Below are 24,657 nucleotides of genomic sequence, written 5' to 3'. Positions count from 1 at the left end.
AACTGCCCCGATGTGCCATAAGTGACTGAATTTGCTATGGAATAAAAATAGGTCGGCAAAAAGGGCAGGGTTGGGCCAAAAGGTTCGGGACGGGCGTCCGAAAAACTTTCCCGGAATCTTTTGCCGCTCAAGGACGGTTCTGCCGGGATGCCGGGCGGCAAGAATCTTCCCACCGCCCCGCCGGCAAGGGCTATGGTCGGGCTCCAAACCACGTCCCAATCATCGAACGCACGGCCCTTTCATGGGCCAAAGCAGGGAAGGGAGAAGCATCATGACCGGTCGGATCGACGCGCGCCTGGCGGAACTGGGCATCGAGTTGCCGCAGGCCGCCGCCCCGGTGGCCGCCTATGTGCCCTACACCCGTTCGGGCAACACCCTTTACATCTCGGGCCAGGTGACGGTCTGGAACGGCGAGCGCAAGTTCGTCGGCAAGGTCGGCCAGGACTTCACGGTGGAGCAGGGCAAGGACGCCGCGCGCCTGTGCGCGCTGAACATCCTGGCCCAGGCCAAGGCCGCGTTGGGCGGCGACCTCGACCGCGTCACCCGCGTGCTGCGGCTGGGCGGCTTCGTCAACTCCGGCCCCGACTTCCACGACCATCCGCTGGTCATCAACGGCGCGTCCGAGTTGATGCGCGACGTCTTCGGCGAGGCCGGCCAGCATGCCCGCGCCGCGGTCGGCGCCCCGTCGCTCCCCGGCAACGTCGCGGTCGAGGTCGATGCGATCATCGAGGTGGCCTGACGGCAGCGGCCCGATGGGCGTCAGGACGGCGGCGGTGCCTTGCTGTCTTGCGGCATGAAGCCTACCTCCTTGGCATCGTTCAAGGAGACGCATGCATGCCCGACGGCAACGATGCCATCACCGTCAAGGTTCTGACCGGGATCGACGAGGCGGACCAGCAGGGCTGGGATGCCTGCGCCGGTCCCGGCAACCCGTTCCTTTCCCACGCCTTCCTCCTGGCGCTGGAGGACTCGGGTTCGGCGTGCGGCAAGTCCGGTTGGCAGCCCAGCCATCTCGCCGCCTATGACGGTGCCGGCCGGATGGTCGGCGCGGTGCCGGCCTATCTGAAAAGCCATTCCTACGGCGAGTATGTGTTCGACCATGCCTGGGCCAATGCCTTCGAGCGGGCGGGCGGCAGCTATTACCCGAAGCTGCAGGTGGCGGTGCCCTTCACCCCGGTGCCGGGTCCGCGGCTGCTGGTGGCGCCCGGGCCGCAGTCCGAGGCGGTCGCCGATGCGCTGGTCGCGGCGCTGGAGCAGGTGACGGAGCGCTATGGCGTCTCCTCCGCCCACGTCACCTTCCCGGAGCGGGCCGATTGGGACCGGCTGGGCACGGCCGGGTGGCTGCAACGGCTTGGCGTGCAGTACCACTGGCACAACCGCGGCTACGGCAGTTTCGACGAGTTCCTGGAGGCGCTGAACTCCCGCAAGCGCAAGGCGATCCGCAAGGAGCGGCGCGAGGTCGCCGAAAGCAGCGTGCGGCTGCACACCCTGACCGGCGACGACCTGAAGCCGGAGCATTGGGATGCCTTCCACCGCTTCTATCTGGACACCGCCGACCGCAAATGGGGCGGCGGCTATCTCAACCGCCGTTTCTTCGACCTGCTGGGCCGGTCCATGGCCGACCGGGTCGTTCTGGTGATGTGCGAGGATGGCGGGGAGTGGGTGGCCGGCGCGCTCAACCTGCTGGGCGACGATGCGCTGTACGGCCGCAACTGGGGCTCCGACGGGAGCTACCGCTTCCTGCATTTCGAGGCGTGCTATTACCGTGCGCTGGATTTCGCCATCGAACGCGGATTGGCGCGGGTCGAGGCCGGAGCGCAGGGCGAGCACAAGATCCAGCGCGGCTACCTGCCGGTGCCGACCTACAGCGCGCACTGGATCGTGGACCCCGGCTTCCGCCGCGCGGTGGACCGCTATCTCAAGCAGGAACGTCCGGCGGTGGAGGCGGAGATCGACGCGCTGGACGAGGAATTGTCGCCCTACCGGAGGGAGGGCTGAGGCCTATTCCCAGCCGGCCAGCACCGATGCGGCGTCGCTCTCCTGCACCGGCGCGCGGGCAGGTGGCGGAGCGCCGTCGACCCGCAGGCCCATCAGCGTCTCCACCAGCGGCTCCGGGCCGTCCGAGACGCGGACCTGCCCGCGGGCGGCGATGTGCGGATGGTCGTGGACCTCCGCCAGTTCCGGCACGGCCTCGAAACAGCAATCGACCGGATCGAGCAGGGCCTTCCAGTCCGCCAGCGTCCGGCTGGCGAACAGGGACTCCAGCTCCGCCGTAAGGGCGGTCTGGGGCAGGGCATCCTCCTGCCGGGCGATCCAGTCGGGACGGCCGACTGCCTCGCAGAAACCCTGCCAGAACTTGCCTTCCAACGCTGACAAAGTGATGAAGCGGCCATCGGCGGTGCGGTAGATGCGGTAGCAGGCGGCCCCGCCCGACAGCAGAGCCTCGCCGCGCTTCGGCAGGGTGCCGCGCGCCGCCGCGGTCAGGTTCATGCCCTGCCAGCCCAGCACCGATTCCATGATCGACAGGTCGAGGAAACAGCCCTCTCCCGTCCGCTCCCGCCCCAGCAGCGCGCCCGCCACCGCCAGAGCCGTCTGCTGGGCCGAGGCGAAATCGGCGACCGGCAGGTAGCTGATCACCGGCCGGTCCGGCAGTCCGGAGGCATCCAGCCCGCCGCCGACCGCCATATAGTTCAGGTCGTGCCCGGCCCGCGTCGCATAGGGGCCGTCATAGCCCCAGCCCGACAGGCTGGCATGGACCAGCCGCGGATTGATCTCGCGCAGCCGCCCGCGGCCCAGCCCCAGCTTGTCCATCACGCCCGGCCGGTAGCTCTCGATCAGCGCGTCGGCCTTCGCCAGTAGCCCTTCCAGCGCCGCGCGTCCCTCGGCCGATTTCAGGTCGATGCGGATGACGGTCTTGCCGGCGTTCAGCAGCTTGTAGGCGGCGGTGCTGCCGTCGCTGTCGGCAGGGCCGAGCCGGCGCAGCGGATCGCCCGCCGGCGGCTCCACCTTCACCACGGTGGCGCCCAGGTCGCCGAGAAGCTGTGCCGCATAGGGGCCGGGAAGATATTGCCCGAGGTCGATGACGCGCAGTCCGGTCAGGAAGGGCAGGGGCATGGCGGTGCTCGCTCTTGGTTGCTGATCGGACCTGTGGGATTTCAGTCCCTCACCCCCCGGTGACGCTCATGTGCCGCCCGACGGCCGGCCCCTGGTGACGGCGGTCGATGATGAAGTCGTGGCCCTTGGGCTTGCGGGTGATCGCTTCGCGCACCGCGTCGATCAGCGGGCCGTCCTCGTCGCTGACGCGCAGCGGCGTGCGCAGGTCGGCGGCGTCCTCCTGGCCCAGGCACATGTAGAGCGTGCCGGTGCAGGTCAGCCGAACGCGGTTGCAGCTTTCGCAGAAGTTATGGGTCAGCGGCGTGATGAAGCCGACGCGCTGGCCGGTTTCCTCCACCCGGACATAGCGGGCGGGGCCGCCGGTGCGGTGATCGCTCTCGGTCAGGGTCCAGCGCGTCTGCAACTCGGCCTTCAGCATGGTCAGCGGCCAATACTGGTCGAGCCGGGCGCCCTCGCCGATGTCACCCATCGGCATCACCTCGATGAAGGTCAGGTCGAAGCCCTGCTCGCCGCACCAGGCCACCATGCGGTGGATCTCGTCGTCGTTGACGCCCTTCAGCGCCACCGTGTTGATCTTGATCTTCAGCCCGGCTTCCTTCGCCGCCTGGATACCGCCCAGGATCTTGTCCAGCTTGCCCCAGCGGGTGATGGCCTGGAACTTGTGCGGATCGAGCGTGTCCAGCGAGACGTTGATCCGCCGCACCCCGGCCTCATAAAGCCCGGCGGCATGCTTGAACAGCATGGTGCCGTTGGTTGTCAGCGTCAGCTCGTCCAGGTCGCCCGACTTGATGTGGCGGCCTAGCGAATGGATCAGCCGCATCACGTCGCGCCGCACCAGCGGCTCGCCGCCGGTCAGCCGCAGCTTGCGCGTGCCCAGCTTGACGAAGGCGCTGCACAGCCGGTCCAGCTCCTCCAGCGTCAGCACCTCCGCCTTCGGCAGGAAGCTCATGTCCTCGGCCATGCAGTAGACGCAGCGAAGGTCGCAGCGGTCGGTCACCGACACGCGCAGATACTCCACCTTGCGGCCGAACGGGTCGACCAGCGGAGCGACGGCGGCTGACTGCAAGGCTTCGGACACAGGGTTGGTCATCGCTGGACTCCAGGGGTGGCCGCTGACGGGCCACCACAGTATATGTTCGTCACACGCACCATGTGCAACGGTGACGGGAGTGTATTCCACATCACGGTATGCCGACTTTGACGGCGATCAAGGGGTCTCGGCGTCACATCAGCTTTTGCCGCACCGCCGCCGGTTGTGCGTTCCGTTCGGCTTCCTCGCGTTCGCGCAAATCGTCGTCGGTGGTGCGCGGCACCGGCCGCTGGCCCAGGGCGAACGGCTCGTTGCCGCGTTCGAACTGATCGCGGACGCGGCAGTCCTCGCACATGCGGATGCGGTTGGCGGCCTCCGGCGTGGCGAACATCCAGTGCTTGCCCGCCAGCGTCGTCACGATCTTCTCGATGGAGGATTTGGTGGCGAAGGGCTTGCCGCAGGACACGCAGCAGAAGGGCTCCTCCTCCTTCACCACCGCGGCGCCGCGGGCCTGGTCGCGGAAGTCGATCTCCGGCACCAGGGAGATGACCTTCTCCGGGCAGGTGGTCTTGCACAGGCCGCACTGGACGCAGGCGTCCTGGGCGAAGGACAGCATCGGCTTGTCGGCATTGTCCAGCAGCGCCCCGGTCGGGCAGGCGCCGACGCAGGACAGGCACAGGGTGCAGCCCTCCACAGCCACCGATACCCGGCCGAAGGGCGCACCCGGCGGCAAGGGCAGAACCTCCACCGGGGCCGGGGCGGCCTTGTGCAGATGGCGCAGCGCCAGCATGGTGACCGTGCGCTTCGGCCCCATCGGCAGGAACATCCCCGGCTCGACCGCGTCGGCGGGCAGGGCCCACAGCTCGTCCGCCACCGCGTCGGGATCGGCGGCGTCGATCACCGCCACCCGGCCGGAGCCGTAGCCGAGCCCGCTGAAGGCGGCCTCCGCCAGCCCGATCTGCGAGGCGAGGCCGGCGGTCTCGCCGTCGTTCTCCGGTCCGGTCAGCAGGCGGACATGGGTGCAGCCATAGGCCAGCGCCAGGGCGAACAGGTCGAAGCCGACCTGCGTCACCTCGTTCAATGCGAAGGGCAGCACGCGGGCCGGCAGGCCGCGGCCATGCCGCGCCATCATGCCGACCAGCGCGTCGCCATGGCGCGGATCGTGGATCAGCAGTGCCGGTGCGGCGCCGCCGGCCTTGCGATAGGTGGACAGCAGTGTGCGCAGCCGCTCGTAGACGGTGGCGGCCGGCGGCAGGGCGTAGGTCGCAGCACCGGTCGGGCAGACCGCGGCACAGGATCCGCAGCCGGCGCAGACATGCGGGTCGATGGCGACATGGTCGCCGTTCGGCGTGATCGCCCCGGTCGGACAGACGTCCAGGCAGCGGGTGCAGCCGGTCTTGCGGCTGCGCGAATGGGCGCAGAGATCGGCCTTGAAGTCGACGAAGCGCGGCTTTTCGAACTCGCCGACCAGATCGGCGATGTCCAGCAGCGCCTTGGCGACCTGCGCCGGGCTGTTGGGATCGGGCCGCAGATAGCCGTCGCGGCGCTTGTGGTCGGGGAACAGCGGCGTGCCGCCGGTCAGGTCGAGGATCAGGTCGCAGCGGGCCGACGCTCCCTGCCGCACCGGCTCGAAGCCCAGAGCGCCGCGGGAGGAGGGCAGGGCCGGGGCATAGTCGTCCACCACGATCTCGAAGGCGCCGACCCAGCCGCGGGCGCTGCGGATTCGGCCGCGGAAGATCGCCGCATCCATCACCGGCGGCGGCGGGATGTCCCTGGCACTGGTCAGCAGAACGGTGACGTCCAGCCGCTTGGTCAGTTCGCGGCCTGCCTCGATGGCGCGCTCGTCGTTGCCATAGACCAGACAGGTCCCCTGGGAGGTCAGGGTCAGCGCACCGGTGGGCGGGATCGGCAGGGCGGCCTCGGCCAGCAACGCCGCGATCTTCGGCAGCGCCTGGGCGCCCTCGTCGGACCAGCCGGCGCGCTCGCGGATGTTGGTGAAGGTCAGGGAGGTGTCGGGTGCCACTTCCGCCGCGATCTCGGCAAACAGCGGCGCTTCCTGCGTGCAGGCGACCAGCAGCGGCTGGCCGGTGGCGACCGCCGCCTCGAAACGGTCGAGCTGCGCCCGGCAGAGCTGGGTGTGCACGGTGGGGGTGCCGCCCTCGCCGCAAGCCTTGCCCAGCGCCGTCCCGTCCAGCGCGATGCTGTGCGCACAATCGCAGACGAGCACCGTCCGTTCGCCGATCTTCATCGTCCCCAAAACTCCTGTCGCTTGGGGCTGACGCCCCTGGCCTGAGGACACTCATATGGGGGAATGCAGGGTGATGGGAATGGGAATCTTGTCAGGGGCGGTCCGGACAAACACCGGCTGGACGGTTCCCGCGACCCTTCCGGACGGCAGGATCGCAGGAACCCGCGGCTCCTTACGCCCCCGGCTCGTTGGCGTTCGGGAAGAACAGCTGCTCGCCGTTGATCTGGTAGTCGGCGATGGCCTTCTGCCCCTCGGCGGAGACCAGCCAGTCGACGAAGGCCTGGCCGTCGGCCGCCTTGACGTGGGCGAACTTGGCCGGGTTGACCAGCATCACGCCATACTGGTTGAACAGGCGCTTGTCGCCCTCGACCAGCACCGTCAGCGGGCCGCGGTTCTTGAAGTTCAGCCAGGTGCCGCGGTCGGTCAGGGCATAGCCGTTCATCGCGGCGGCGGTGTTCAGCGTCGGCCCCATGCCCTGGCCGATGGAGCGGTACCAGCCGCCATCCGCCTTGGTCGGGTCGAGGTTGGCGGTCTTCCACAAGGACAGTTCGGCCTTGTGCGTGCCGCTGTCGTCGCCGCGCGACACGAAGGGCGCCTTGGCCCCGGCGATCTTCGACAGGGACTGGGCGACGTCCTTGCTGCCCTTGACGCCGGCCGGGTCGCTGGACGGGCCGACGATGACGAAGTCGTTGTACATCACCGGCTTGCGCACGGTGGCAAAGCCTTCGGCGACGAACTTGTCCTCCGACGGCTTGTGGTGGACGAACAGCACGTCGGCGTCGCCGCGCTTGGCGAGGTCGATGGCCTGGCCGGTGCCCTTGGCGACGACCCGCACCTCGATGCCGGTCTTGGCGGTGAATTTCGGCAGGAGCGAGCCGAACAGGCCCGAATCCTCGGTCGAGGTGGTGGAGGCCACCGTGATGAAGCGGTCGGCGGCCGATGCTGCCGACGGGGCGGCAACCTGGACCAGACCGGTCACGGCCACGGCGGCGGCAAAGCCCAGCACGAATGAACGGCGCAGCATCCTTCAATTCCTCCCACATCGTTGTTGCCCGGCTGGCATAGCGCAGTCGGGCCGTGGGTGCAAAGGCCTGCCCGATCTTTTCCACTCCACAGCCGGACCACAACGGGGTCGCAGCCGGGCAGGGGCTCAGGCCGGTCTGGCCGCCGTCTCCTTCAGCAGCGATGCCGTGAGGTTCACCGCCAGCGACAGGGTCATCAGCACCAGCCCCAGCCCCAGCGCCATCGGCAGGTCGCCCTTGCTGGTCTCCAGCGCGATGGCGGTGGTCATGACGCGGGTGACCTGCTCGATGTTGCCGCCGACGATCATCACCGCCCCGACCTCCGCCGAGGCGCGGCCGAAACCGGCCAGCACCGTGGTGACGAGGCTCCAGCGCGCCTCCGCCAGCAGGGTGGTCATACGCCTCAGGGGACTCGCTCCGGTGACGCGCAGCAGGTCGTCATACTCGACCAGCAGATCCTCCACCGTCTGGCGGGCGAGCGACGCGACGATGGGCACGATCATCACCGTCTGGGCGACGATCATCGCCGTCGGCGTGAACAGCAGCCCCAGCACTCCGAACGGACCGGAGCGCGACAGCAGCAGATAGACCACCAGCCCGACCACCACCGGTGGCAGTCCCATCATGGTGTTCAGCGCGACGGCGACAGCCCGGCGGCCGGGAAATCTGAGCGCCGCGACGGCGGCACCCAGCGGCAGGCCGATCAGGGTGGCAACGGCGACGGCGGACAGGCTGACCCGCAACGACAGGCCGATGATCCGCATCAGCGCGCCGTCCATCGACAGGATCATGGAAAAAGCCACGGCCAGGGCTTGGGAAAAATCCTGCATGAAGTCCAAATCACTGTTCGAATAACTTCGGCGAGGGCTTGTCCGACGGACGCCGCTCGCCCACACTCGCGCGCATGAGCCCGACCATGAGCCTGAAGACCTTCACCATAGCGCCGGACCCGGCGAATCCCAAGCTGACCGAGCGCGTCCGCGGCCTGGACCAGGACGGCCGCGAGATCGAGACCGCCGTGACGGTGGAACGGCCGCTGACCCTGTACCTGAACGGGCAGGAGATCGTCACCATGATGACGATCGGCGACTATCCCGACTGTCTGGCCGTCGGCTATCTGCTGAACCAGAACATGCTGCGGCGCGACGACCGCATCACCGGCATCGACGTGGACGAGGAGACCGATACCGTCGTCGTCCGCACCGAGCGCGCGACCGATTTCGAGGCCAAGCTGAAAAAGAAGACGCTGACCTCCGGCTGTGCCCAGGGGACCGCCTTCGGCGATGTGATGGAAACCTTCGAATCCGTCAGCCTGCCGGCCGATGTGCGGCTGCGCACCTCGTGGATCTACGCGCTGTCGAAGCAGATCAACCTGCAGCCCAGCCTCTATCTGGAGGCCGGCGCCATCCATGGCAGCGTGCTGTGCCAGGAGGATAGGCCGCTGGTCTACATGGAGGATGTCGGCCGCCACAATGCGGTGGACAAGGTCGCCGGCTACATGCACCTGAACGGCATTTCCGCGTCGGACAAGATTTTCTACACCACCGGCCGCCTGACCTCTGAGATGGTCATCAAGACGGTGCAGATGGGCATTCCGATCCTGGTTTCGCGCTCCGGCTTCACAGCCTGGGGCGTGCAGCTGGCGCGGCAGGCCAACCTGACGCTGGTCGGCCGGGCCAAGGGCAGGCGCTTCATCGCGCTGGCCGGCACCGACCGTCTGGTCTTCGACACCGATGCCGCGGGGGCCGACGACGAGGATCGCCGGCATGGACGCAAGGGAAGCCGCGATGACGACTAACTCCATTCACCCGGATATCGGGGGCGTCCTGCTGGCCGGCGGCCTGTCGCGCCGGATGGGCGGCGGCGACAAGTGCCTGCGCCCGCTGGGCGACCGCAGTATCCTGGAACGCATCGTCGCCACCGTCCGGCCGCAGGTCGGGCCGCTGGTGTTGAACGCCAACGGCGATCCGGGCCGTTTCGCCCATCTCCATTTGCCGGTCGCCGCCGATGTGGTGGAGGGCTATGCCGGCCCGCTCGCCGGCGTGCTGACCGGCATGGAGTGGATGCGCGGCACCGCCCCCGGCATCGCCTGGGTCGCCAGCTTCGCCACCGACGCGCCCTTCATCCCGCGCGACCTCGTCACCCGCATGGTGGCGGCGCTGGAGCATGAGGGCGCCGACCTCGCCTGTGCCCGGTCGGGCGGGCAGGAGCATCCGGTCTTCGGGCTGTGGCCGATCCGTCTGGCCGGCGACCTGCGCCGTGCCATGGTGGAGGAGGGCATGCGCAAGGTCGATGCCTGGACCGCCCGCTACCGGCTGGCCGTCGCCGACTTCGCCCTCGATCCGGCCAATCCTGTCGATCCCTTCTTCAACACCAACCGGCCGGAGGATCTGGCCGAGGCGGAACGCCTGCTGGCGTCGGGACATGCGTCATGACGGACAAGCCCGTTACCCAAGCTCTCGAGCGCATCGAGACCATACCGTTGGGCATCGTGGTGGAGCGCCGCCGCGGCGTCACCGCCTGGGCCGACTGGAGCTGGCGCCCGGTCTCGGTCATCCCCGGCGCCGGCCCGGTCGAGCCGCCCGGCCGCCTGCTGATGGAGGGCGACGGCTGGAGCCACAGCCACGCCGCCACCCTGACGCTGGAGCTGTTCCGCACCGACACCGAGGGCTACCGCCTGAACCTGTCGCAGGACCCGCCGCGGCTGTGGGTGGTGATGCGTCCCGGTGCGGGCTCCGGTGATGGGGAGGAACTGGTGCCCTTCACGGTCACCGCGTCGGCCCATGAAGGGGAGGGCTATCAGATCGGGGCCGATGTGGTGGAGACGGTGCCGATGCCGGCGGAGGTGATCGCGCTGGTTCGCGACTTCGTCGAGCAGCACCATGTCGACGTTCCCTTCCACAAGCGCGAGCGCAAGCGCCACTTCGAGAAGGAGGAGGGGCGGCGGTGAGCGGCGAAGCCTTCCTGTCGCGCTGGTCGCGTCTGAAGCGTACGGCGGTCAAGCTGGAGCCAGTCCCGGTGGAGGTGGCGCCGGCCGTCGTTCCGCCAGTCGAGGAGGCTGCGGAGCTTCCCGCAGTCGCCGTCGAGGAATGCCCGGCCGATGCTGCCTCACCGGAAGCCGAGGCCGATGATCCGCTGAAGGACCTGCCACCGGTCGAGGAGTTGACCGGCGAGTCCGACTTCACCCCCTTCCTGCGCGCCGAGGTGCCGGAGGACTTGCACCGTCAGGCCCTGCGCAAGCTGTGGACTTCGGACCCGATCTACGCCAACGACGACGGGCTGAAGGACTACGCCGACGATTATGCCAGCCTGTTCACCGGCGGGGTGCCGGTGAAGACCCTCTACCGCGTCGGCAAGGGCTTCCTCGACACGCTGGACGAGGTGGCGGAGGGTAGAGAGCCCTCTCCCGTCCTGGGAGAGGGAGGGGACCCACGAAGTGGGGAGGGTGAGGGGGAGTCCAAGAGGCCCGAACCTACCTGATCCTTGGTACTCCCCTCACCCTTCCCGCCGCGTTGCGGTGGGCCCCTTCCCTCTCCCGGGACGGGAGAGGGGACTTTCGGCCCTCGCAAATCCACTCCCAGAATGCGACGGATCGTCGCGCCGTTTTGGACACCCTCAAAACGAAGGGGCGCTCTGTTACCGCGAGCATAGCGCCGCGATAAAGTTTCATTTGTCCCCACTTCCGGGTGCGTCCTTGGTTGACAAAAGGATAGGTTCAGTCCTTCTATTGTCAGTCTGCGGATTGCTAAGCCACTGTAAGGCAACAGCTTTTCGCAGGTGCATCAAAAGGGGTGCAAGGGTCGGTTCCAAAAACGGCGCGCGGCGTGACCGCGGACGCCGACGCCCCTGTCTTGCGTTTCCGGGAGGAGTTTGCGGCACGTGTCCAGCGCCGTCGATCACATCGTCCCCCCCGCGGTGGCGGAGGAAGAACTGTTCCGTGCGCAGGTCTATGCCCTGCTGGCGCGCCTGTTCGCGCGGGCGCCCGATGCGGCGTTCCTGGCCGCTCTGGGCGATCTCGCGGGGGAGGGCGGCGAGTTCGGTGCAGCCCTCGACCGGCTGGCCGAAGCGGCACGCGACAGTGACCCGGCGGCGGTGGAGGAAGAGTTCACCACCCTCTTCATCGGCGTCGGCGGCAGCGAGCGCACCCCCTACGGATCCTTCTACCTGACCGGTTTCCTGAACGAGAAGCCGTTGGCGGAGCTGCGCGTCGCCATGGCGCGGCTGGGCATCGCCCGCGCTGACGGCGTGACGGAGCCGGAGGACCACATCGCCGCCCTGTGCGAGATGATGGCCGGCCTGATCGGCGGCGAGTTTGCGCCGGAGGATGGCGACATCGTCGGTCTCGACGGGCAGCGGGCCTTTTTCGACCGCCACGTCGGTTCCTGGGCCGGGCGGTTCTTTGCGGATTTGGAGACCTCGCCGTCGGCCCGCTTCTATCGGGCGGTCGGTGCGGTCGGACGGAGTTTTCTGGCGGTCGAGGCGCGCGCCTTCGACCTTGCGGCCTGAAGTGAGGAGCGAAGCCATGACGCGGAACGCGGTCAAAGCCACTGATGAAGCTGTCAAACAGGGCAAGGATACGCAGGGCACGGACAAGGGGCTCGCCCGTCGCGACCTGTTCCGCGCCGCCGGCCTCGGCGTCGGCGCGCTGGGTGCCGTTGCGGCCGGCGTGACCGCCACCAGCGGAACGGCCGAGGCCGCGCCGGCAGAGACGACCTCCACGGGCTACCGCGAGACCGACCATGTCCGGAAGGTCTACGAAGTCAGCCGCTTCTAAGAGGAACGCCCCGATGCTCATCAAGAAAAGCTCGGCCACCTCCGGCGGCCGCCACCTCGCCCGTACCCTGACCCAGACGCTGGCGACCGCCACCGGCGTCACGGTCGACCGCCGCGCCTTCCTGCGCACCTCCGGCATCGCCGCCGGCGGCGCCGCGCTGGCCTCCGCCATGCCCTTCGGCATGGTGAAGAAGGCCGATGCCGCCACCGCGGCCGCCGTCGCCGGGGCTCCGGTCAAGCAGGTCAAGTCGGTCTGCACCCATTGCTCGGTCGGCTGCACCGTGGTGGCCGAAGTGCAGAACGGCGTCTGGATCGGGCAGGAGCCCGGCTTCGACAGCCCGATCAACCTCGGTTCGCACTGCGCCAAGGGCGCCTCGGTGCGCGAGCACGCCCATGGCGAGCGCCGCCTGCGCTATCCGATGAAGATGGTCGACGGCAAGTGGACCCGGATCGGCTGGGACCAGGCCATCGAGGAGGTCGGCTCCAAACTGCTGTCGATCCGCGAGCAGTCTGGCCCGGATTCGGTGTTCTGGCTCGGTTCTGCCAAGCACAGCAACGAGCAGGCCTATCTGTTCCGCAAGTTCGCGGCGCTGTGGGGCACCAACAACGTCGACCATCAGGCGCGCATCTGCCACTCCACCACCGTGGCCGGCGTGGCGAACGTCTGGGGCTACGGCGCCATGACGAACAGCTACAACGACATCCAGAAGTCGAAGGCGCTGTTCTTCATCGGCTCCAACGCCGCCGAGGCGCACCCCGTCGCCATGATGCATGTGCTGAAGGCGAAGGAGCAGAACGCCGCTCCGCTGATCGTCGCCGATCCGCGCTTCACCCGCACCGCCGCCCACGCCAACGAATATATCCGCTTCCGTCCCGGCACCGACGTGGCGCTGGTCTGGGGCATCCTCTGGCACGTCCTGCAGAACGGCTGGGAGGACAAGGACTACATCGCCAAGCGCGTCTACGGCTTCGACGACATCCGCGCCGAGGTTGCCAAATGGACGCCGGAAGAGGTGGAGCGCGTCACCGGCGTTCCCGGCTCGCAGCTGCACCGCGTCGCCCGCACCCTGGCCTCCAACCGTCCGGGCACGCTGGTCTGGTGCATGGGCGGCACCCAGCACCACATCGGCAACAACAACACCCGCGCCTATTGCGTGCTGCAGCTGGCGCTCGGCAATGTCGGCGTGTCGGGCGGCGGCACCAACATCTTCCGCGGCCACGACAACGTCCAGGGCGCGACCGATTTCGGCGTCACGTCGGACAGCCTGCCCGGCTATTACGGCCTGGCCGAGGGCGCGTGGCGCCATTGGGCGCGCGTCTGGGATCTCCCCTATGACGGCATCCTGAAGCGCTTCGGCTCCAAGGCGCTGATGGAGAGCACCGGCATCCCGGTGTCGCGCTGGTTCGACGGCGTGCTGGAAGCCAAGGAGAACCTGGACCAGCCGAACCCGGTCAAGGGCATGGTCTTCTGGGGCCATGCGCCGAACAGTCAGGTCCGTCTGCCCGACATGAAGAAGGCGATGGAGAAGCTGGAGCTGCTGGTCGTCGTCGATCCCTATCCGACGATGACAGCGGTGCTGCCCGACCGCAAGGACAACTTCTACCTGCTGCCGGCCGCGACCCAGTTCGAGACCTCCGGCTCCGCCACCGCGTCCAACCGCTCGGTCCAGTGGCGCGACAAGATCATGGAGCCGCTGTTCGAATCGAAGACCGACCACGAGATCATGTATCTCTTCGCCAAGAAGTTCGGCTTCGCGGAGGATCTGGTCAAGAACGTGAAGGTCACCGGCAACGAGCCGTCGATCGAGGACATCACCCGCGAGTGGAACCGCGGCATGTGGTCGGTCGGCTATACCGGCCAGTCGCCGGAGCGCCTCAAGCTGCACATGCAGCATCAGGCCACCTTCGACAAGACGACGCTGCGCGCCGTCGGCGGCCCATGCGACGGCGATTACTTCGGCCTGCCCTGGCCGTGCTGGGGCACGCCGGAGATGAAGCATCCGGGCTCCGCCAACCTCTACGACACCTCGCTGCCGGTCGCCCAGGGCGGCGGTGCCTTCCGCGCCCGCTTCGGCGTCGAGCGCAACGGCGTGACGCTGCTGGCCGAAGGCTCCTATCCGGAAGGGTCGGAGATCAAGGACGGCTATCCGGAAGTCACCATGGCGATGCTCCAGAAGCTGGGCTTCGACGCGGACCTGACGCCGGAGGAACTGGCGGTCATCCAGAAGATCGGCGGCGACAAGATCGGCGCGGTGTCCTGGACCACCGACCTGTCCGGCGGCATCCAGCGCGTGGCGATCAAGCACGGGCTGAACCCGCCGGGCAACGCCAAGGCCCGCTGCGTCGCCTGGAACTTCCCGGACCCGGTTCCGATCCACCGCGAGCCGCTCTACACCCCGCGCCGCGATCTGGTCGCCAGCTATCCGACCTACAAGGACACCAAGTCCTGGCGCGTGCCGACTCTGTACAAGTCCATCCAGGACCGCGACGTGTCGAAGGAGTATCCGATCATCCTCACCTCCGGCCGTCTGGTCGAGTATGAGGGCGGCGGCGACGAGACACGCTCCAACCCCTGGCTGGCCGAGCTGCAGCAGGACATGTTCGTCGAGATCAACCCGTTCGACGCCAACAATGCCGGCGTCAAGGACGGCCAGCTGGTCTGGGTCGAAGGCCCCGAGAAGGGCAGGGTGAAGGTCAAGGCGATGGTGACCGAGCGTGTCGGCCGCGGCGTCGCCTTCATGCCCTTCCATTTCGGCGGCGTGTATCAGGGCCAGGATCTGCGCTCCAAATACCCGGCCGGGGCCGACCCGATCGTGCTGGGCGAGGCCGCCAACACGGCGACCACCTACGGCTACGATTCGGTGACCCAGATGCAGGAAACCAAGACCACCCTTTGCCGCATCCAGGCGGCCTGACGCGCAGGAGTTTGAACCATGGCCCGGATGAAATTCCTGTGCGACGCCGAGCGCTGCATCGAGTGCAACGCCTGCGTCACCGCCTGCAAGAACGAGCATGAGATCCCCTGGGGCATCAACCGCCGCCGTGTCGTGACCATCAACGACGGCAAGCCGGGGGAGCGGACGATCTCGGTCGCCTGCATGCATTGCTCCGATGCGCCCTGCAAGGCGGTCTGCCCGGTCGACTGCTTCTACCAGACCGACGAAGGCGTGGTCCTGCACAACAAGGACCTGTGCATCGGCTGCGGCTATTGCTTCTACGCCTGCCCGTTCGGCGCACCGCAATATCCGCAGGCCGGCAACTTCGGCACCCGCGGCAAGATGGACAAGTGCACCTTCTGCTCCGGCGGTCCCGAGCCCGACAATTCGGAAGCCGAGTTCAAGAAGTACGGCCGCAACCGTCTGGCCGAGGGCAAGCTGCCGCTCTGCGCCGAGATGTGCTCGACAAAGGCCCTGCTGGCCGGAGACGCCGACAAGGTGTCGGACATCTACCGCGAGCGCGTCGCCGCCCGCGGCTTCGGCTCCGGCGCCTGGGGGTGGAGCGCCGCCTACCAGACCAAGTCGGGCCAGGAGCGCGGCCAGCCCGGCGGTTCGCTGTTCCAGGGCACCGGCAGTCCGACTGGCGGTCTGCCCGTGCAGAAGCAGGGGCTGTGACGGTGGCCGTCATCCGGGCCGCTGTGCTGGCGTTCGGCGCCGTCGTCCTGCTGGCCGGCTGCCAGGAGGACGGGACGCCGCGCCCGGTCCATCTGGACAAGGGCGTCTACCAGGGCGCGGCCGACACGCCGTTGAGCGCCGAACAGGTGCGGGCGCTGCAACAGCGCACCGCCTATCAGGGTGTGCGATAGGGAGCGTCCGATGGAAGGTCATCGCATGAAGTCGGCTGCCGCCGCTCTGCTGCTCGGGATCGGACTTGCCGGCGGTCTCGCGCTGCCGGCCGCCGCCCAGTCCAGCGTCCGGATCGGCGGACCGGCGGCGGAGCAGCCGGTCGACCGCGACGGGCCGATGGTGCCGACCCAGATCCCGGGCCAGAGCCGCGGCGACAGCTGGCACGCCATCCGGCTGGGCGAGCAGGGAACCGTTTCCATCCCGAACAAACAGGCCGGCGTGCTGATCCAGTCGGAGGGCGAGGCGTGGCGCGCGGTGCGCAACGGCCCGCTCAGCCAGTACGGCTCCTGGGTGCTTGGCGGCATCCTGGCCCTGCTGGCTCTGTTCTTCCTGGTCCGCGGTCGCATCCGCATCGATGGCGAGAAGACCGGCCGCACCATCCAGCGCTTCAACGCCTTCGAGCGCGGCGTGCATTGGATGACCGCCGGCAGCTTCGTCGTGCTCGCCATTTCGGGCCTGAATGTGCTGTACGGCCGGCACACGCTGCTGCCGCTGATCGGCCCGGAACCCTTCGCCGCGCTGACCCATTACGGCAAGCTGGCGCACAACTTTTTAGGATTCGCCTTCATCCTGGGCGTGGCGCTGATCTTCGTCATGTGGGTGCACCACAACATCCCGTCGCGTCATGACCTGACCTGGTTCCTGAAGGCGGGCGGCCTGTTCGCCAAGGGCGTCCATCCGCCGGCGCACAAGTTCAACGGCGGCCAGAAGGTGATCTTCTGGTCCACCGTCGTCGGCGGTGCGGCGCTGGGCTTCACCGGCGTGCAGCTGATCTTCCCCTTCAGCTTCGCCACGCTGGAGGAGATGCAACTCTACCAGTTGGCCCATGCGGCGATTGCCGTGATCATGATCGCCATCATCCTGGCGCACATCTACATCGGCTCCGTCGGCATGGAAGGTGCTTTCGACGCCATGGGCGACGGGCAGGTCGAACTGCAATGGGCGCGCGAGCACCATTCCCTGTGGGTCGAGGAAGTCACCGGCGAGAAGGTGCGCCACGGCAATCACCACGGCACGCCGGCGGAGTAGGGAAGGGCGGGGGAAGCGTCCCCCGTCTTCACGCTTCCCCTTGACCCTGTCCGCATGCCATGGCCCCTTTGGCGCTCCCGCCATTCCGGACGCGCCCGCCATGACCACCAACCTTTCCGAACGCCAGGCCGTCATCGACGGCTGCCTCGCCATGAACCGGCTGGGCATCAACCAGGGCATGTCGGGCAACCTGTCCCACCGGATCGACGGCGGCTTCCTGGTCACTCCGACCAGCATGCCCTATGAGGCGATGACCCCTGCCGACATTGTCGAGATGGGCTTCGACGGCACCTATCTCGGCGACCGCCGGCCCTCGTCGGAATGGCGCATCCATCGCGACATCCTGCGGGCGCGGCCGGACGTGACGGTCGTTCTCCACGCCCATCCGGCCTTCGCCACCGCGCTTGCGGTGCATGGCCGCGGCATCCCGTCCTTCCATTACATGGTGGCGCTGGCCGGCGGCGATTCGATCCGCTGCGCCCCTTACGCGACCTTCGGCACGCAGGACCTGTCGGATCACGCCCTGACGGCGCTGGACGGGCGGCTTGTCTGCCTGCTGGCCAATCACGGCATGATCGTGCTGGGGAACAGTGTGGCGGGGGCCCTGGCGCTCGCGGTCGAGGTCGAGACGCTGGCCCGCCAGTATCTCTACGCCCAGCAGTTCGGCGAGCCGGTGATCCTGCCGCCCGACGAGATCACGCGGGTGGCGGAGAAGATGCGGCGGATGAAGTACGGCCAGCCCATCGACGACAACGACGCGCCCGAGGACACGGCGCGTCCGCGCTTCTGATCGGCGGCTCCGATCCTTCGGCCTTTAAGGGCCGATCTGTGTCATCGAGGTGGTGGTGGCCAGATGCCCGGCCGGCTTGAGGGCGGCGACCCGCAGCAGCGGCTTGGCATTGCCGACCGCCTCGACCTGAAGCGGGCGTTCTTCGGCCGGCGGTTCATAGACGGCGGGCAGGGCGATGGCGATGCGCGTGCCCTGGCCGGGCTCGCTCGCCACCTCGATGTCGCCGCCCAGCATGGCGGTGTAATGGCCGACCAGCGTCAGTCCCAGCCCGGCCCCGCGCGGCTTGCCCTGGCCGCGGGTCGCCACGGTCCCGTTGCCGGCACCCTGGACGAAGGGCTGGAACAGCCGGCCGGTCTGTGCGGTCGCAAAGCCGCGGCCGGTGTCGGCGACGGTGAAGCGGTACCAGCGGGCGCCGTCGCGCTCCATCCGCTCGGCCGACAGGGTGACGGTGCCGTCCTGGGTGAATTTGCAGGCGTTGTCCAGCAGGTTCAGCAGCGTCTGCCGCACCTTGGTGAAATCCGAATGCATCTGGCCGAGCGCGGACGGCGCCGACAGCTCGAGCGCGTTACCGTAGAGGTCGGCTGCCGGCATCGACCGCTCACGCGCCTCGGTCAGCAGCCGGTTGACGTCGAAATCCTGCAGGCAGACATCCATCGCCCCGGCCTCGACCTTGGCATAGTCCAGGATGGCGTCGACCAGGCCGGTCAACTGCTCGCCGGTCCACTGGATGTGCTCGACGTCGGTCGCCAGCTCATCGACGCCCAGCCGGTGCAGGTCGGTCATCAGCGTCTGGCTGGCATTGACGATCTCGGTCAGCGGACCGTGCAGTTCATGGCCCATGTTGACGAGGAAATCGCTCTTGGCCCGGCTGGCGGCGTCGGCCATCGCCTTCTCGCGCAGCAGGCGGGTGTGCTCGACCTCCGCCTCGCGGCGCTCGCGTTCGGTGTCCTCGGCGGTGCCGCGCAGGGCTTCCACAGCGCGGGCCATGGTGGCGATCTCGTCCTGTCCGGTCAGCGCCGGCAGTGTCAGGTCGGTGCGGCCGGCGGCCAGGGCCGTCACAGCGGTCGCCATCGTCTTCACCGGGACGGCGATGCTGCGCTGGACAAGCCACAGCGCCACGAGCCCAATCAGCAGGACCAGCCCGCCGATCCACAGCGCGACGCTGGTGTAGCCCGACAGGCCGCTGGTCAGCGTGCCGCGCAGCGCCTGGGTTCCGGCCTCCGCCCGGCGGCGGATCTCGCCCAGATTGGCGGCGATGCCGGCGGCGTTGGCGGCCATCGCCTCGGCGCGCAGATTGTCCTCCTCGACCACCGAGCCTTCGATGGCGGACAGAACGCCGCCCGCCTTCGCCAGCAGGGCGGTGACCTCGTCGATCGACTGCTTGGTGCCGGGAACCCACAGATAACGGTTCATCTCCGCCAGCCGGTCGCGGGCGGCGGCAAGCTGGGTGCGCATCGCCTCCGCATCCTGCGGATCGCGGCGGTCGACGTAGCGGGTCAGATGCTCCTGCATCAGCAGGGTGGCGATGGCGGCATCGCTGGCGAGTGCGGTCGAATCGACGCCGCCGGCATTCTTGAGCTGGTCGAGCTTGCGGCGCGTTTCAGCGACCAGCGGTTCCAGAACGCCGGTCATCTGGCCGTTGCGGTCGCTGCGCAGCGCGATCAGCTTCTGCACCGCCGCCCAGTAATCCTCCAGCGCGGTGCGGGCCTTGTCGACGCCCTGGCGATCCGCGGTTTCGACCACGGTCTTGGACAGCGCGTCGAGCCGGTCGCGCAGCGTGTCGTGCCGCCAGGAGGCGTCGAGGAGGCTCTGGTCGTCGCCGTAGGTCAGATGGTCGCGCACGGCGACTTCCATGTCGCGCAGACTGACGTCGGCGTCGGCCGCCACCTGCGACAGGTCGGCGCGGCCGGAGAAGGCGCCGATGTCGCGCGACACCGCGTAGAACCAGCCGAGCCCGATCAAGGCCAGCAGGACGACCAGCCCAAGGGCGATGCCGAAGCCCGCGCCCACCCGCGCCGACACGGTCATGTCGCGGAATCGGGTCCGGCGGCCGCTCCGGGACAGAATGCCGTTCCGCTTCACACCGACTCCCGCTCGCGCTGTGCCTGACGATTCCCGCATCCGACCGGCCACAACCATTGAGCGGCCGGTCGCCGCGCGCGCGGATTGTAGCTTGGCTATCCCCCCAGGCAAACAGACAAGTGTGCGACGGAGTACCGCCAAAGGTCAGGCGGCATCGGCCTCTGCGTCGGCTTAGGCGTCAGCTTGGGCGTCGGTTTGCGCGCTGGTGAAGGCGTAGGCGTGCATGCCCAGGCTGCCATGTTCGAAGCCGGCATGCAGGCGTTCGGTCTTCGGCCGCGGACCGGCGGCCCCCAGCGCCACCGGCAGCGGCAGGAAATGCTCGTCGGTCGGGTGGGCGCGGCGGGCGTCCGGGCTGGCGTCCAGCCAATTGCCAACGGCATCGGCGTCGCCGGCCTCCAGCGTCCTGTCCAGCCAGCCGGCGAAGCCGGTGGCCCAGGGGGCGGCGCTGTTGCCGCCGAAGCGGAACTCCCGCAGGTTATGGACGGCGCCGCCGCTGGCGAGGATCAGGACGCCGTCGCGCCGCAGCGGCTCCAGCAGGCGACCGAGCGCGATGTGGTCGGCGGCGCTGCGGTAGGGCATCACCGACAGCTGCGCCACCGGGATGTCGGCCTCTGGATACATCAGCATCAGCGGCACCCAGGCACCATGGTCGAGCCCCTGCGACGGATCGACAACGGCACCGGTCATCTCCGCCACCCGGCCGGCCAGCGCCGGAGCGCCGGGAGCGGCGTAGCGCATGCGGTAGAGTTCGTCCGGGAATCCGTAGAAATCGTGAACCGTTTCGGGCGCCGTCGCCCCGCTGACCGCCGGCACCCGGGTGGTCCAGTGGGCGGACACCGCCAGAATGGCGCTCGGCCGGCCGAGCTTGCGACCCAACCCGGCGAGGAAATCGCGGCCGGCGCTGGTTTCCAGGATCAGCGTGGGGGCGCCATGGGAAACGAAGACGGAAGGGAAGGGGGCGGTGTCGGACATCGGTGAACGGAACTCCGGCCGGGCGATGGGGGAGGGCGGTGGAGAAGGACGGGACCGTTCCATTCGACCAAAGAAAAACCCCGGCGCCAAGGCCGGGGTTTTCTAAAGTCCGTTGTCCAAACCGCAACAATCGTCGCGAGGGACCTGGGCCAAGCGTACCGATCAGTGCAGGTGCTTCGGCAGCTCGCCGATCGACTGCTCGATCAGCTTGTCGGCCTGGGCCGGGGGCAGGCCGCCGGCCAGGACGCGCCGGCTGGCGCCGATGGCGACGTCGACTGTCAGGTTGCGGACCTCGGCCAGCGCCGCGGCTTCCGCCTGGGCGATGCGGTCCATGGCCTGGGCCTCGCGACGCTTCAGCGACGCTTCCAGGTCGGAACCGGCCTGGGCCTGCAGACGGGCGGCTTCCTCACGAGCGTGGGCCAGAACGGCCTCCGCTTCCTTCTTGGCATCGGCCAGACGGCTCTGGTAGCCGTTCAGCAGGGCCTGGGCGTCCTTGTGAAGACGCTCGGCCTCGTCCAGTTCGGAGCGGATGCGCTCGGCGCGGCCGTCCAAAGCGGTACCGATGGCGGCAGACGCCTTCTTCCAGACCAGGGCCATGAAGATGACGAAGGCGACGAAGACCCAAAATTCAGGTGCGTTCATCCCCGGCGCTCCTCAAGCACGGCCGCGACGGCGGCGTCCGCCTGGGCCTGATCGACGTCGACGCCGGCCAGACGGCCGGTGATGTCGCGGACGATGCCGGCCGACTCGGCGCGGATGTTGGCCAGGGCCTGTTCCTTCGCCGTGGCGATGGAGGACTCGGCGGTGCGCAGGCGTTCGGCAATGTCGGCGTTCAACTGGGCCTGACGGGCCTGGTTGTTCGCCTCGATCCCGGCGGCGGCCTGGGCGATGACGCCCTGGGCCTCGGCGCGGGCGCCGGCGAGGGACTTCTCGACCTGGGCCATGATGGCCTCGGCCTCTTCCTTCAGCTGGGCGGCCTTCGCCAGATCGCGCGAGATGCGCTCCTGACGCGCTTCCAGAACCTCGGCCACGCGCGGGAGCGCCTTCTTGGACATGAGGTAGTAGAGAACGCCGAAGGTCAGAGCCAGCCAGAAGATCTGGGTCGGGAAATTGGCGGGATTGAGCTGCGGCAGGCCGCCGGAAGCGTGCTCGCCGCCGTGCGCCGCGTTCGGAGCGTGCTCCGCCGCGGCCGCCAGGACGGTGCCGGCCATCGTGGTGAGGGTAGCGAGCGAAGCGCCCGCCACGCCCGACCAGCGGGCCAGCCGGCCTTTGGCCAACAGGTTCGGCATGATCGGTCCCCCTAGGCAAAGGAGCGGCGCCGAAACTTCGATGAAGAAGCCCGGCGCCGCGTCAGAGCTGTTTTTTTTGAAAGCCGCTCTGGCCTTAGGCGAACAGGATCAGGAAGGCGATCAGCAGGGCGAACAGCGCGACGGCTTCCGTCAGCGCGAAGCCCAGAATGCCGATCGGGAAGACCTTCGGCTGGACGGCCGGGTTGCGGGCGATCGAGCCGATCAGCGTCGAGAAGATGTTGCCGATACCCAGGCCGACACCGGCGAGGGCGATAACGGCAAGACCGGCACCGATGAACTTGGCGGCTTGAGGATCCATAGTACTCTCTTCCTCTAGGTAAGGGTGAACTTGTTGGAACTGTTGGTGGACTTAGGTCCGACGACTGTCAGGCGCTGCTCAGTGCAGTTCCAGGGCGTCGCGGATGTACAGGCAGGTCAGGATCGAAAAGACGTAGGCTTGCAGGAAAGCCACCAGGAACTCGAAACCGGTCAGGGCGACGTTGATCGCCAGCGGGATGAGGCCGGTGACGAAGCCCAGCGCGCCGAGACCGCTGATCATCATGACCGTGAAGCCGGCAAAGACCTTCAGCATCGTGTGACCGGCCATCATGTTGGCGAACAGTCGGATCGAGAGGCTGACGGGGCGCATCACGTAGGAGATCACCTCGATCGGGATGAGGATCGGGGCGAGCGCGATCGGAGCGCCATGCGGCATGAAGAACGAGAAGAAGTGCAGGCCGTGCTTCAGCAGGGCCAGGATGGTCACGAACACGAACACCGTTGCCGCCAGCGCGAACGTCACGATGATGTGGCTGGTGAAGGTGAAGGTGTACGGGATCATGCCGATCATGTTGCCGATCAGCACGAACATGAAGATCGAGAACACGAACGGGAAATAGGGCTTGGCGTCGTGGCCGGCGTTGTCGCGCACCAGGTTCGCGACGAACTCGTAGAACATCTCGGCCAGCGACTGCAGGCGGCCCGGAACCATCGACTTGTTCGCCACGCCCATGACCAGCAGGGCGTAGATCGCCGCCACGGCCACGACCATGAAGAAGGCCGAGTTCGTGAAGGACACGTCGTAGCCGCCGAGCACGATCTGGAACAACGGGTTGATTTGGAACTGGTGCAGCGGATCCAAGGTCGTCCTCGCTCAGTGTGCGTCGCCGTCTTGGCGCTCGTTGTCGTCCCCAGGGGGCCGGCGGTAGCCGGCGGCGATGCCGAAGCCGGTGACGGCCCGGTAGACGTTCAGCACTCCCGCCGCAGCCCCCAGGAAGAACATGACGATCAGTCCCCAGGGCGCGGTGCCGAGCCAGCGATCGAGCAGAAGCCCGCCGCCGACGCCGACGATCATGGCGGCAACCAACTCCGTCCCGATGCGCCAGGCGGTGCCGAGAGCGCCCTGCGGCGGACGGTGGTATTTACTACCGGGTCCGCCCGACCAGCCGCGTTGTCCCTCACGCGCCTTCCGCAACCGGGCTTCGAGGTCATCCAAGGGATCGGGGGGCGATTTGTTGTTCATTCCGCCTCTCAATCACGCTTGGCTCGCAGCCATGCGAAAGCGGCGAGACCATACGGGCGGGGCGTTACCCTGTCAAGTCGCAAAACCTGTGGTGTAAGTCATTGAAAAGAATAGAAAAGAGCGGAAAAGTCATCGTTTTTGCCGCGCTGCGGCGCGTTGTCCCGCTCCAGCATGCGAAAAAACCCGGTGGTATGACCGCTTTTCAGGGTTTTTTCGCTGCTTTTCACCCGGTCCGCGGCCGGTCCGCCCCCTATCAGCCCGCGATGCGCCCGGACAGATCCTGCACGATCTTGTCGGCACCGGTGCCGCCCGGATACACCCCGACGAATTTCCCGTCTGGGCCCATCAGGTAAATAAAGCTGGAGTGATCCATCAGGTACTCGTCCGGTTTTCCGTCCTTTTGCGGCGCCTTGGCATAATAGACGCGGTAGGCGCGCGCGGCGTCCCGGACCTGCTCCGGCGTGCCGGTCAGCCCGACCATCCGCGGGTGGAACAGCGCCACATAGTCCTTCATGTGCGCCACAGTGTCGCGGTCCGGGTCGATTGTGATGAAAACCGGCCGGACCTGCTCCGCTTTCGGCCCCAGCTGGTCCAGAGCCTGGGTCATCACCCCCAGTTCGGTCGGGCAGACGTCGGGGCAGTAGGTATAGCCGAAATAGATCAGCATATACTTGCCGCGGAAGTCCGCGTCCGTGACCGTCTTGCCCTGATGGTCGGTCAGGGTGAAGGGACCGCCGATGGGAACGGCGGACTTCGTGCCGCTTTCCACCGTGGTGGTGGCGCTGCGCACCTGCCACCAGGCGATTCCGGCGGACACGGCGATGGCGAGGACGGAGGCGGCGGCGATGCGCAGGAGACGTGTCTTCATGGTCCGTCAGGAATGGGGCTGCCCGCCGCCCAGGTCAAGAGGTGAGGTCAAAGGGTGAGGCATCGTCGCGCAGCGT

Annotated in this window: 26 protein-coding genes; 13 read left to right on the top strand and 13 right to left on the bottom strand. The window is 68.0% G+C overall.

Going from position 1 to position 24,657, the window contains the following annotated elements:
* Positions 1 to 271: 271 nt before the first annotated feature.
* Both GBZ48_RS24335 and GBZ48_RS24330 read left to right on the top strand, forming a co-directional pair.
* Positions 272 to 739: a RidA family protein gene (locus GBZ48_RS24335; RefSeq protein ID WP_098740384.1), complete on the top strand. Its 468-nt coding sequence runs from the start codon at positions 272 to 274 to the stop codon at positions 737 to 739.
* 95 nt (positions 740 to 834) lie between these two features.
* Positions 835 to 1,998: a GNAT family N-acetyltransferase gene (locus GBZ48_RS24330; protein WP_174473376.1), complete on the top strand. Its 1,164-nt coding sequence runs from the start codon at positions 835 to 837 to the stop codon at positions 1,996 to 1,998.
* A gap of 3 nt (positions 1,999 to 2,001) precedes the next feature.
* Here the strand turns inward: GBZ48_RS24330 and GBZ48_RS24325 are convergent, their stop codons facing one another.
* The 5 genes from GBZ48_RS24325 to GBZ48_RS24305 all read right to left on the bottom strand — a co-directional run bounded on the left by GBZ48_RS24325 (position 2,002) and on the right by GBZ48_RS24305 (position 8,244).
* Positions 2,002 to 3,114, bottom strand: a complete 1,113-nt coding sequence (locus tag GBZ48_RS24325; protein WP_174473375.1) for a CaiB/BaiF CoA transferase family protein — start codon at positions 3,112 to 3,114, stop codon at positions 2,002 to 2,004.
* Between the two features lie 49 nt (positions 3,115 to 3,163).
* Positions 3,164 to 4,204, bottom strand: a complete 1,041-nt coding sequence (gene moaA / locus GBZ48_RS24320) for a GTP 3',8-cyclase MoaA (protein ID WP_174473374.1) — start codon at positions 4,202 to 4,204, stop codon at positions 3,164 to 3,166.
* 133 nt (positions 4,205 to 4,337) lie between these two features.
* Positions 4,338 to 6,392, bottom strand: coding sequence for a 4Fe-4S dicluster domain-containing protein (locus GBZ48_RS24315; RefSeq protein WP_174473373.1), 2,055 nt, complete (start codon positions 6,390 to 6,392; stop codon positions 4,338 to 4,340).
* 172 nt (positions 6,393 to 6,564) lie between these two features.
* The gene (locus GBZ48_RS24310; protein WP_174473372.1) at positions 6,565 to 7,416 is read right to left on the bottom strand and encodes an ABC transporter substrate-binding protein; all 852 of its coding nucleotides are present in this window, start codon (positions 7,414 to 7,416) and stop codon (positions 6,565 to 6,567) included.
* A gap of 126 nt (positions 7,417 to 7,542) precedes the next feature.
* Positions 7,543 to 8,244: an ABC transporter permease gene (locus GBZ48_RS24305; RefSeq protein WP_174473371.1), complete on the bottom strand. Its 702-nt coding sequence runs from the start codon at positions 8,242 to 8,244 to the stop codon at positions 7,543 to 7,545.
* A gap of 86 nt (positions 8,245 to 8,330) precedes the next feature.
* Here GBZ48_RS24305 and fdhD point away from each other — a divergent pair, with 86 nt between their 5' ends.
* The 11 genes from fdhD (at position 8,331) to GBZ48_RS24250 (ending at position 17,848) form a co-directional block, all read left to right on the top strand.
* Positions 8,331 to 9,212 (top strand): formate dehydrogenase accessory sulfurtransferase FdhD, encoded by an 882-nt coding sequence (gene fdhD, locus GBZ48_RS24300; RefSeq protein ID WP_109050513.1) that lies wholly within the window; start codon positions 8,331 to 8,333, stop codon positions 9,210 to 9,212.
* Positions 9,202 to 9,849 (top strand): molybdenum cofactor guanylyltransferase MobA, encoded by a 648-nt coding sequence (gene mobA / locus GBZ48_RS24295; RefSeq protein ID WP_174473370.1) that lies wholly within the window; start codon positions 9,202 to 9,204, stop codon positions 9,847 to 9,849. The genes fdhD and mobA overlap by 11 nt, the downstream gene beginning before the upstream one ends.
* The gene (locus GBZ48_RS24290) at positions 9,846 to 10,364 is read left to right on the top strand and encodes a DUF3305 domain-containing protein (RefSeq protein WP_174473369.1); all 519 of its coding nucleotides are present in this window, start codon (positions 9,846 to 9,848) and stop codon (positions 10,362 to 10,364) included. The genes mobA and GBZ48_RS24290 overlap by 4 nt, the downstream gene beginning before the upstream one ends.
* On the top strand, positions 10,361 to 10,894 hold the full coding sequence (locus GBZ48_RS24285; RefSeq protein WP_174473368.1) for a DUF3306 domain-containing protein: 534 nt from the start codon (positions 10,361 to 10,363) through the stop codon (positions 10,892 to 10,894). Before GBZ48_RS24290 ends, GBZ48_RS24285 begins: the two co-directional genes overlap by 4 nt.
* Positions 10,895 to 11,293: 399 nt before the next feature.
* The gene (locus GBZ48_RS24280) at positions 11,294 to 11,920 is read left to right on the top strand and encodes a molecular chaperone TorD family protein (RefSeq protein ID WP_174473367.1); all 627 of its coding nucleotides are present in this window, start codon (positions 11,294 to 11,296) and stop codon (positions 11,918 to 11,920) included.
* Between the two features lie 16 nt (positions 11,921 to 11,936).
* Positions 11,937 to 12,188 carry a formate dehydrogenase gene (locus GBZ48_RS36435; RefSeq protein ID WP_246307429.1) on the top strand — a complete coding sequence of 84 codons (252 nt, stop codon included), beginning with the start codon at positions 11,937 to 11,939 and terminating at the stop codon, positions 12,186 to 12,188.
* A gap of 13 nt (positions 12,189 to 12,201) precedes the next feature.
* Complete coding sequence (locus GBZ48_RS24270; protein WP_174473366.1) at positions 12,202 to 15,102, top strand: formate dehydrogenase subunit alpha; 2,901 nt, start codon at positions 12,202 to 12,204, stop codon at positions 15,100 to 15,102.
* Between the two features lie 18 nt (positions 15,103 to 15,120).
* The gene (gene fdh3B, locus GBZ48_RS24265) at positions 15,121 to 15,798 is read left to right on the top strand and encodes a formate dehydrogenase FDH3 subunit beta (RefSeq protein WP_174473365.1); all 678 of its coding nucleotides are present in this window, start codon (positions 15,121 to 15,123) and stop codon (positions 15,796 to 15,798) included.
* Between the two features lie 2 nt (positions 15,799 to 15,800).
* Positions 15,801 to 15,989: a hypothetical protein gene (locus tag GBZ48_RS24260; RefSeq protein ID WP_174473364.1), complete on the top strand. Its 189-nt coding sequence runs from the start codon at positions 15,801 to 15,803 to the stop codon at positions 15,987 to 15,989.
* 25 nt (positions 15,990 to 16,014) lie between these two features.
* Positions 16,015 to 17,058 carry a formate dehydrogenase subunit gamma gene (locus GBZ48_RS24255; protein WP_246307428.1) on the top strand — a complete coding sequence of 348 codons (1,044 nt, stop codon included), beginning with the start codon at positions 16,015 to 16,017 and terminating at the stop codon, positions 17,056 to 17,058.
* A 100-nt stretch (positions 17,059 to 17,158) separates the two neighbouring features.
* Entirely contained in the window at positions 17,159 to 17,848 is a 690-nt protein-coding gene (locus GBZ48_RS24250; protein WP_174473362.1) for a class II aldolase/adducin family protein, read from the top strand.
* Positions 17,849 to 17,872: 24 nt separating this feature from the next.
* On the opposite strand, the gene GBZ48_RS24245 is transcribed toward GBZ48_RS24250, so the two are convergent.
* The 8 genes from GBZ48_RS24245 to GBZ48_RS24210 all read right to left on the bottom strand — a co-directional run bounded on the left by GBZ48_RS24245 (position 17,873) and on the right by GBZ48_RS24210 (position 24,581).
* A complete protein-coding gene (locus tag GBZ48_RS24245; protein WP_246307427.1) occupies positions 17,873 to 19,876 on the bottom strand; it encodes a sensor histidine kinase in 2,004 nt (667 codons plus the stop codon).
* Between the two features lie 225 nt (positions 19,877 to 20,101).
* Positions 20,102 to 20,902, bottom strand: coding sequence for a DODA-type extradiol aromatic ring-opening family dioxygenase (locus GBZ48_RS24240; RefSeq protein WP_174473360.1), 801 nt, complete (start codon positions 20,900 to 20,902; stop codon positions 20,102 to 20,104).
* A gap of 162 nt (positions 20,903 to 21,064) precedes the next feature.
* Positions 21,065 to 21,544 (bottom strand): F0F1 ATP synthase subunit B family protein, encoded by a 480-nt coding sequence (locus tag GBZ48_RS24235; RefSeq protein WP_174473359.1) that lies wholly within the window; start codon positions 21,542 to 21,544, stop codon positions 21,065 to 21,067.
* Positions 21,541 to 22,191, bottom strand: a complete 651-nt coding sequence (locus GBZ48_RS24230) for a F0F1 ATP synthase subunit B family protein (RefSeq protein WP_174473358.1) — start codon at positions 22,189 to 22,191, stop codon at positions 21,541 to 21,543. The genes GBZ48_RS24235 and GBZ48_RS24230 overlap by 4 nt, the downstream gene beginning before the upstream one ends.
* 94 nt (positions 22,192 to 22,285) lie before the next feature.
* Entirely contained in the window at positions 22,286 to 22,510 is a 225-nt protein-coding gene (locus GBZ48_RS24225) for an ATP synthase subunit C family protein (RefSeq protein ID WP_012973363.1), read from the bottom strand.
* A gap of 78 nt (positions 22,511 to 22,588) precedes the next feature.
* Positions 22,589 to 23,332 carry a F0F1 ATP synthase subunit A gene (locus GBZ48_RS24220; RefSeq protein WP_098740366.1) on the bottom strand — a complete coding sequence of 248 codons (744 nt, stop codon included), beginning with the start codon at positions 23,330 to 23,332 and terminating at the stop codon, positions 22,589 to 22,591.
* Between the two features lie 12 nt (positions 23,333 to 23,344).
* Positions 23,345 to 23,713 carry an AtpZ/AtpI family protein gene (locus tag GBZ48_RS24215; RefSeq protein WP_149230592.1) on the bottom strand — a complete coding sequence of 123 codons (369 nt, stop codon included), beginning with the start codon at positions 23,711 to 23,713 and terminating at the stop codon, positions 23,345 to 23,347.
* 253 nt (positions 23,714 to 23,966) lie between these two features.
* Positions 23,967 to 24,581 carry an SCO family protein gene (locus GBZ48_RS24210; RefSeq protein ID WP_098740364.1) on the bottom strand — a complete coding sequence of 205 codons (615 nt, stop codon included), beginning with the start codon at positions 24,579 to 24,581 and terminating at the stop codon, positions 23,967 to 23,969.
* Positions 24,582 to 24,657 lie beyond the last annotated feature (76 nt).

Source organism: Azospirillum melinis (genome assembly GCF_013340935.1).
Classification (GTDB): domain Bacteria; phylum Pseudomonadota; class Alphaproteobacteria; order Azospirillales; family Azospirillaceae; genus Azospirillum; species Azospirillum melinis.
This window is presented reverse-complemented; position numbering and strand designations above follow the sequence as displayed.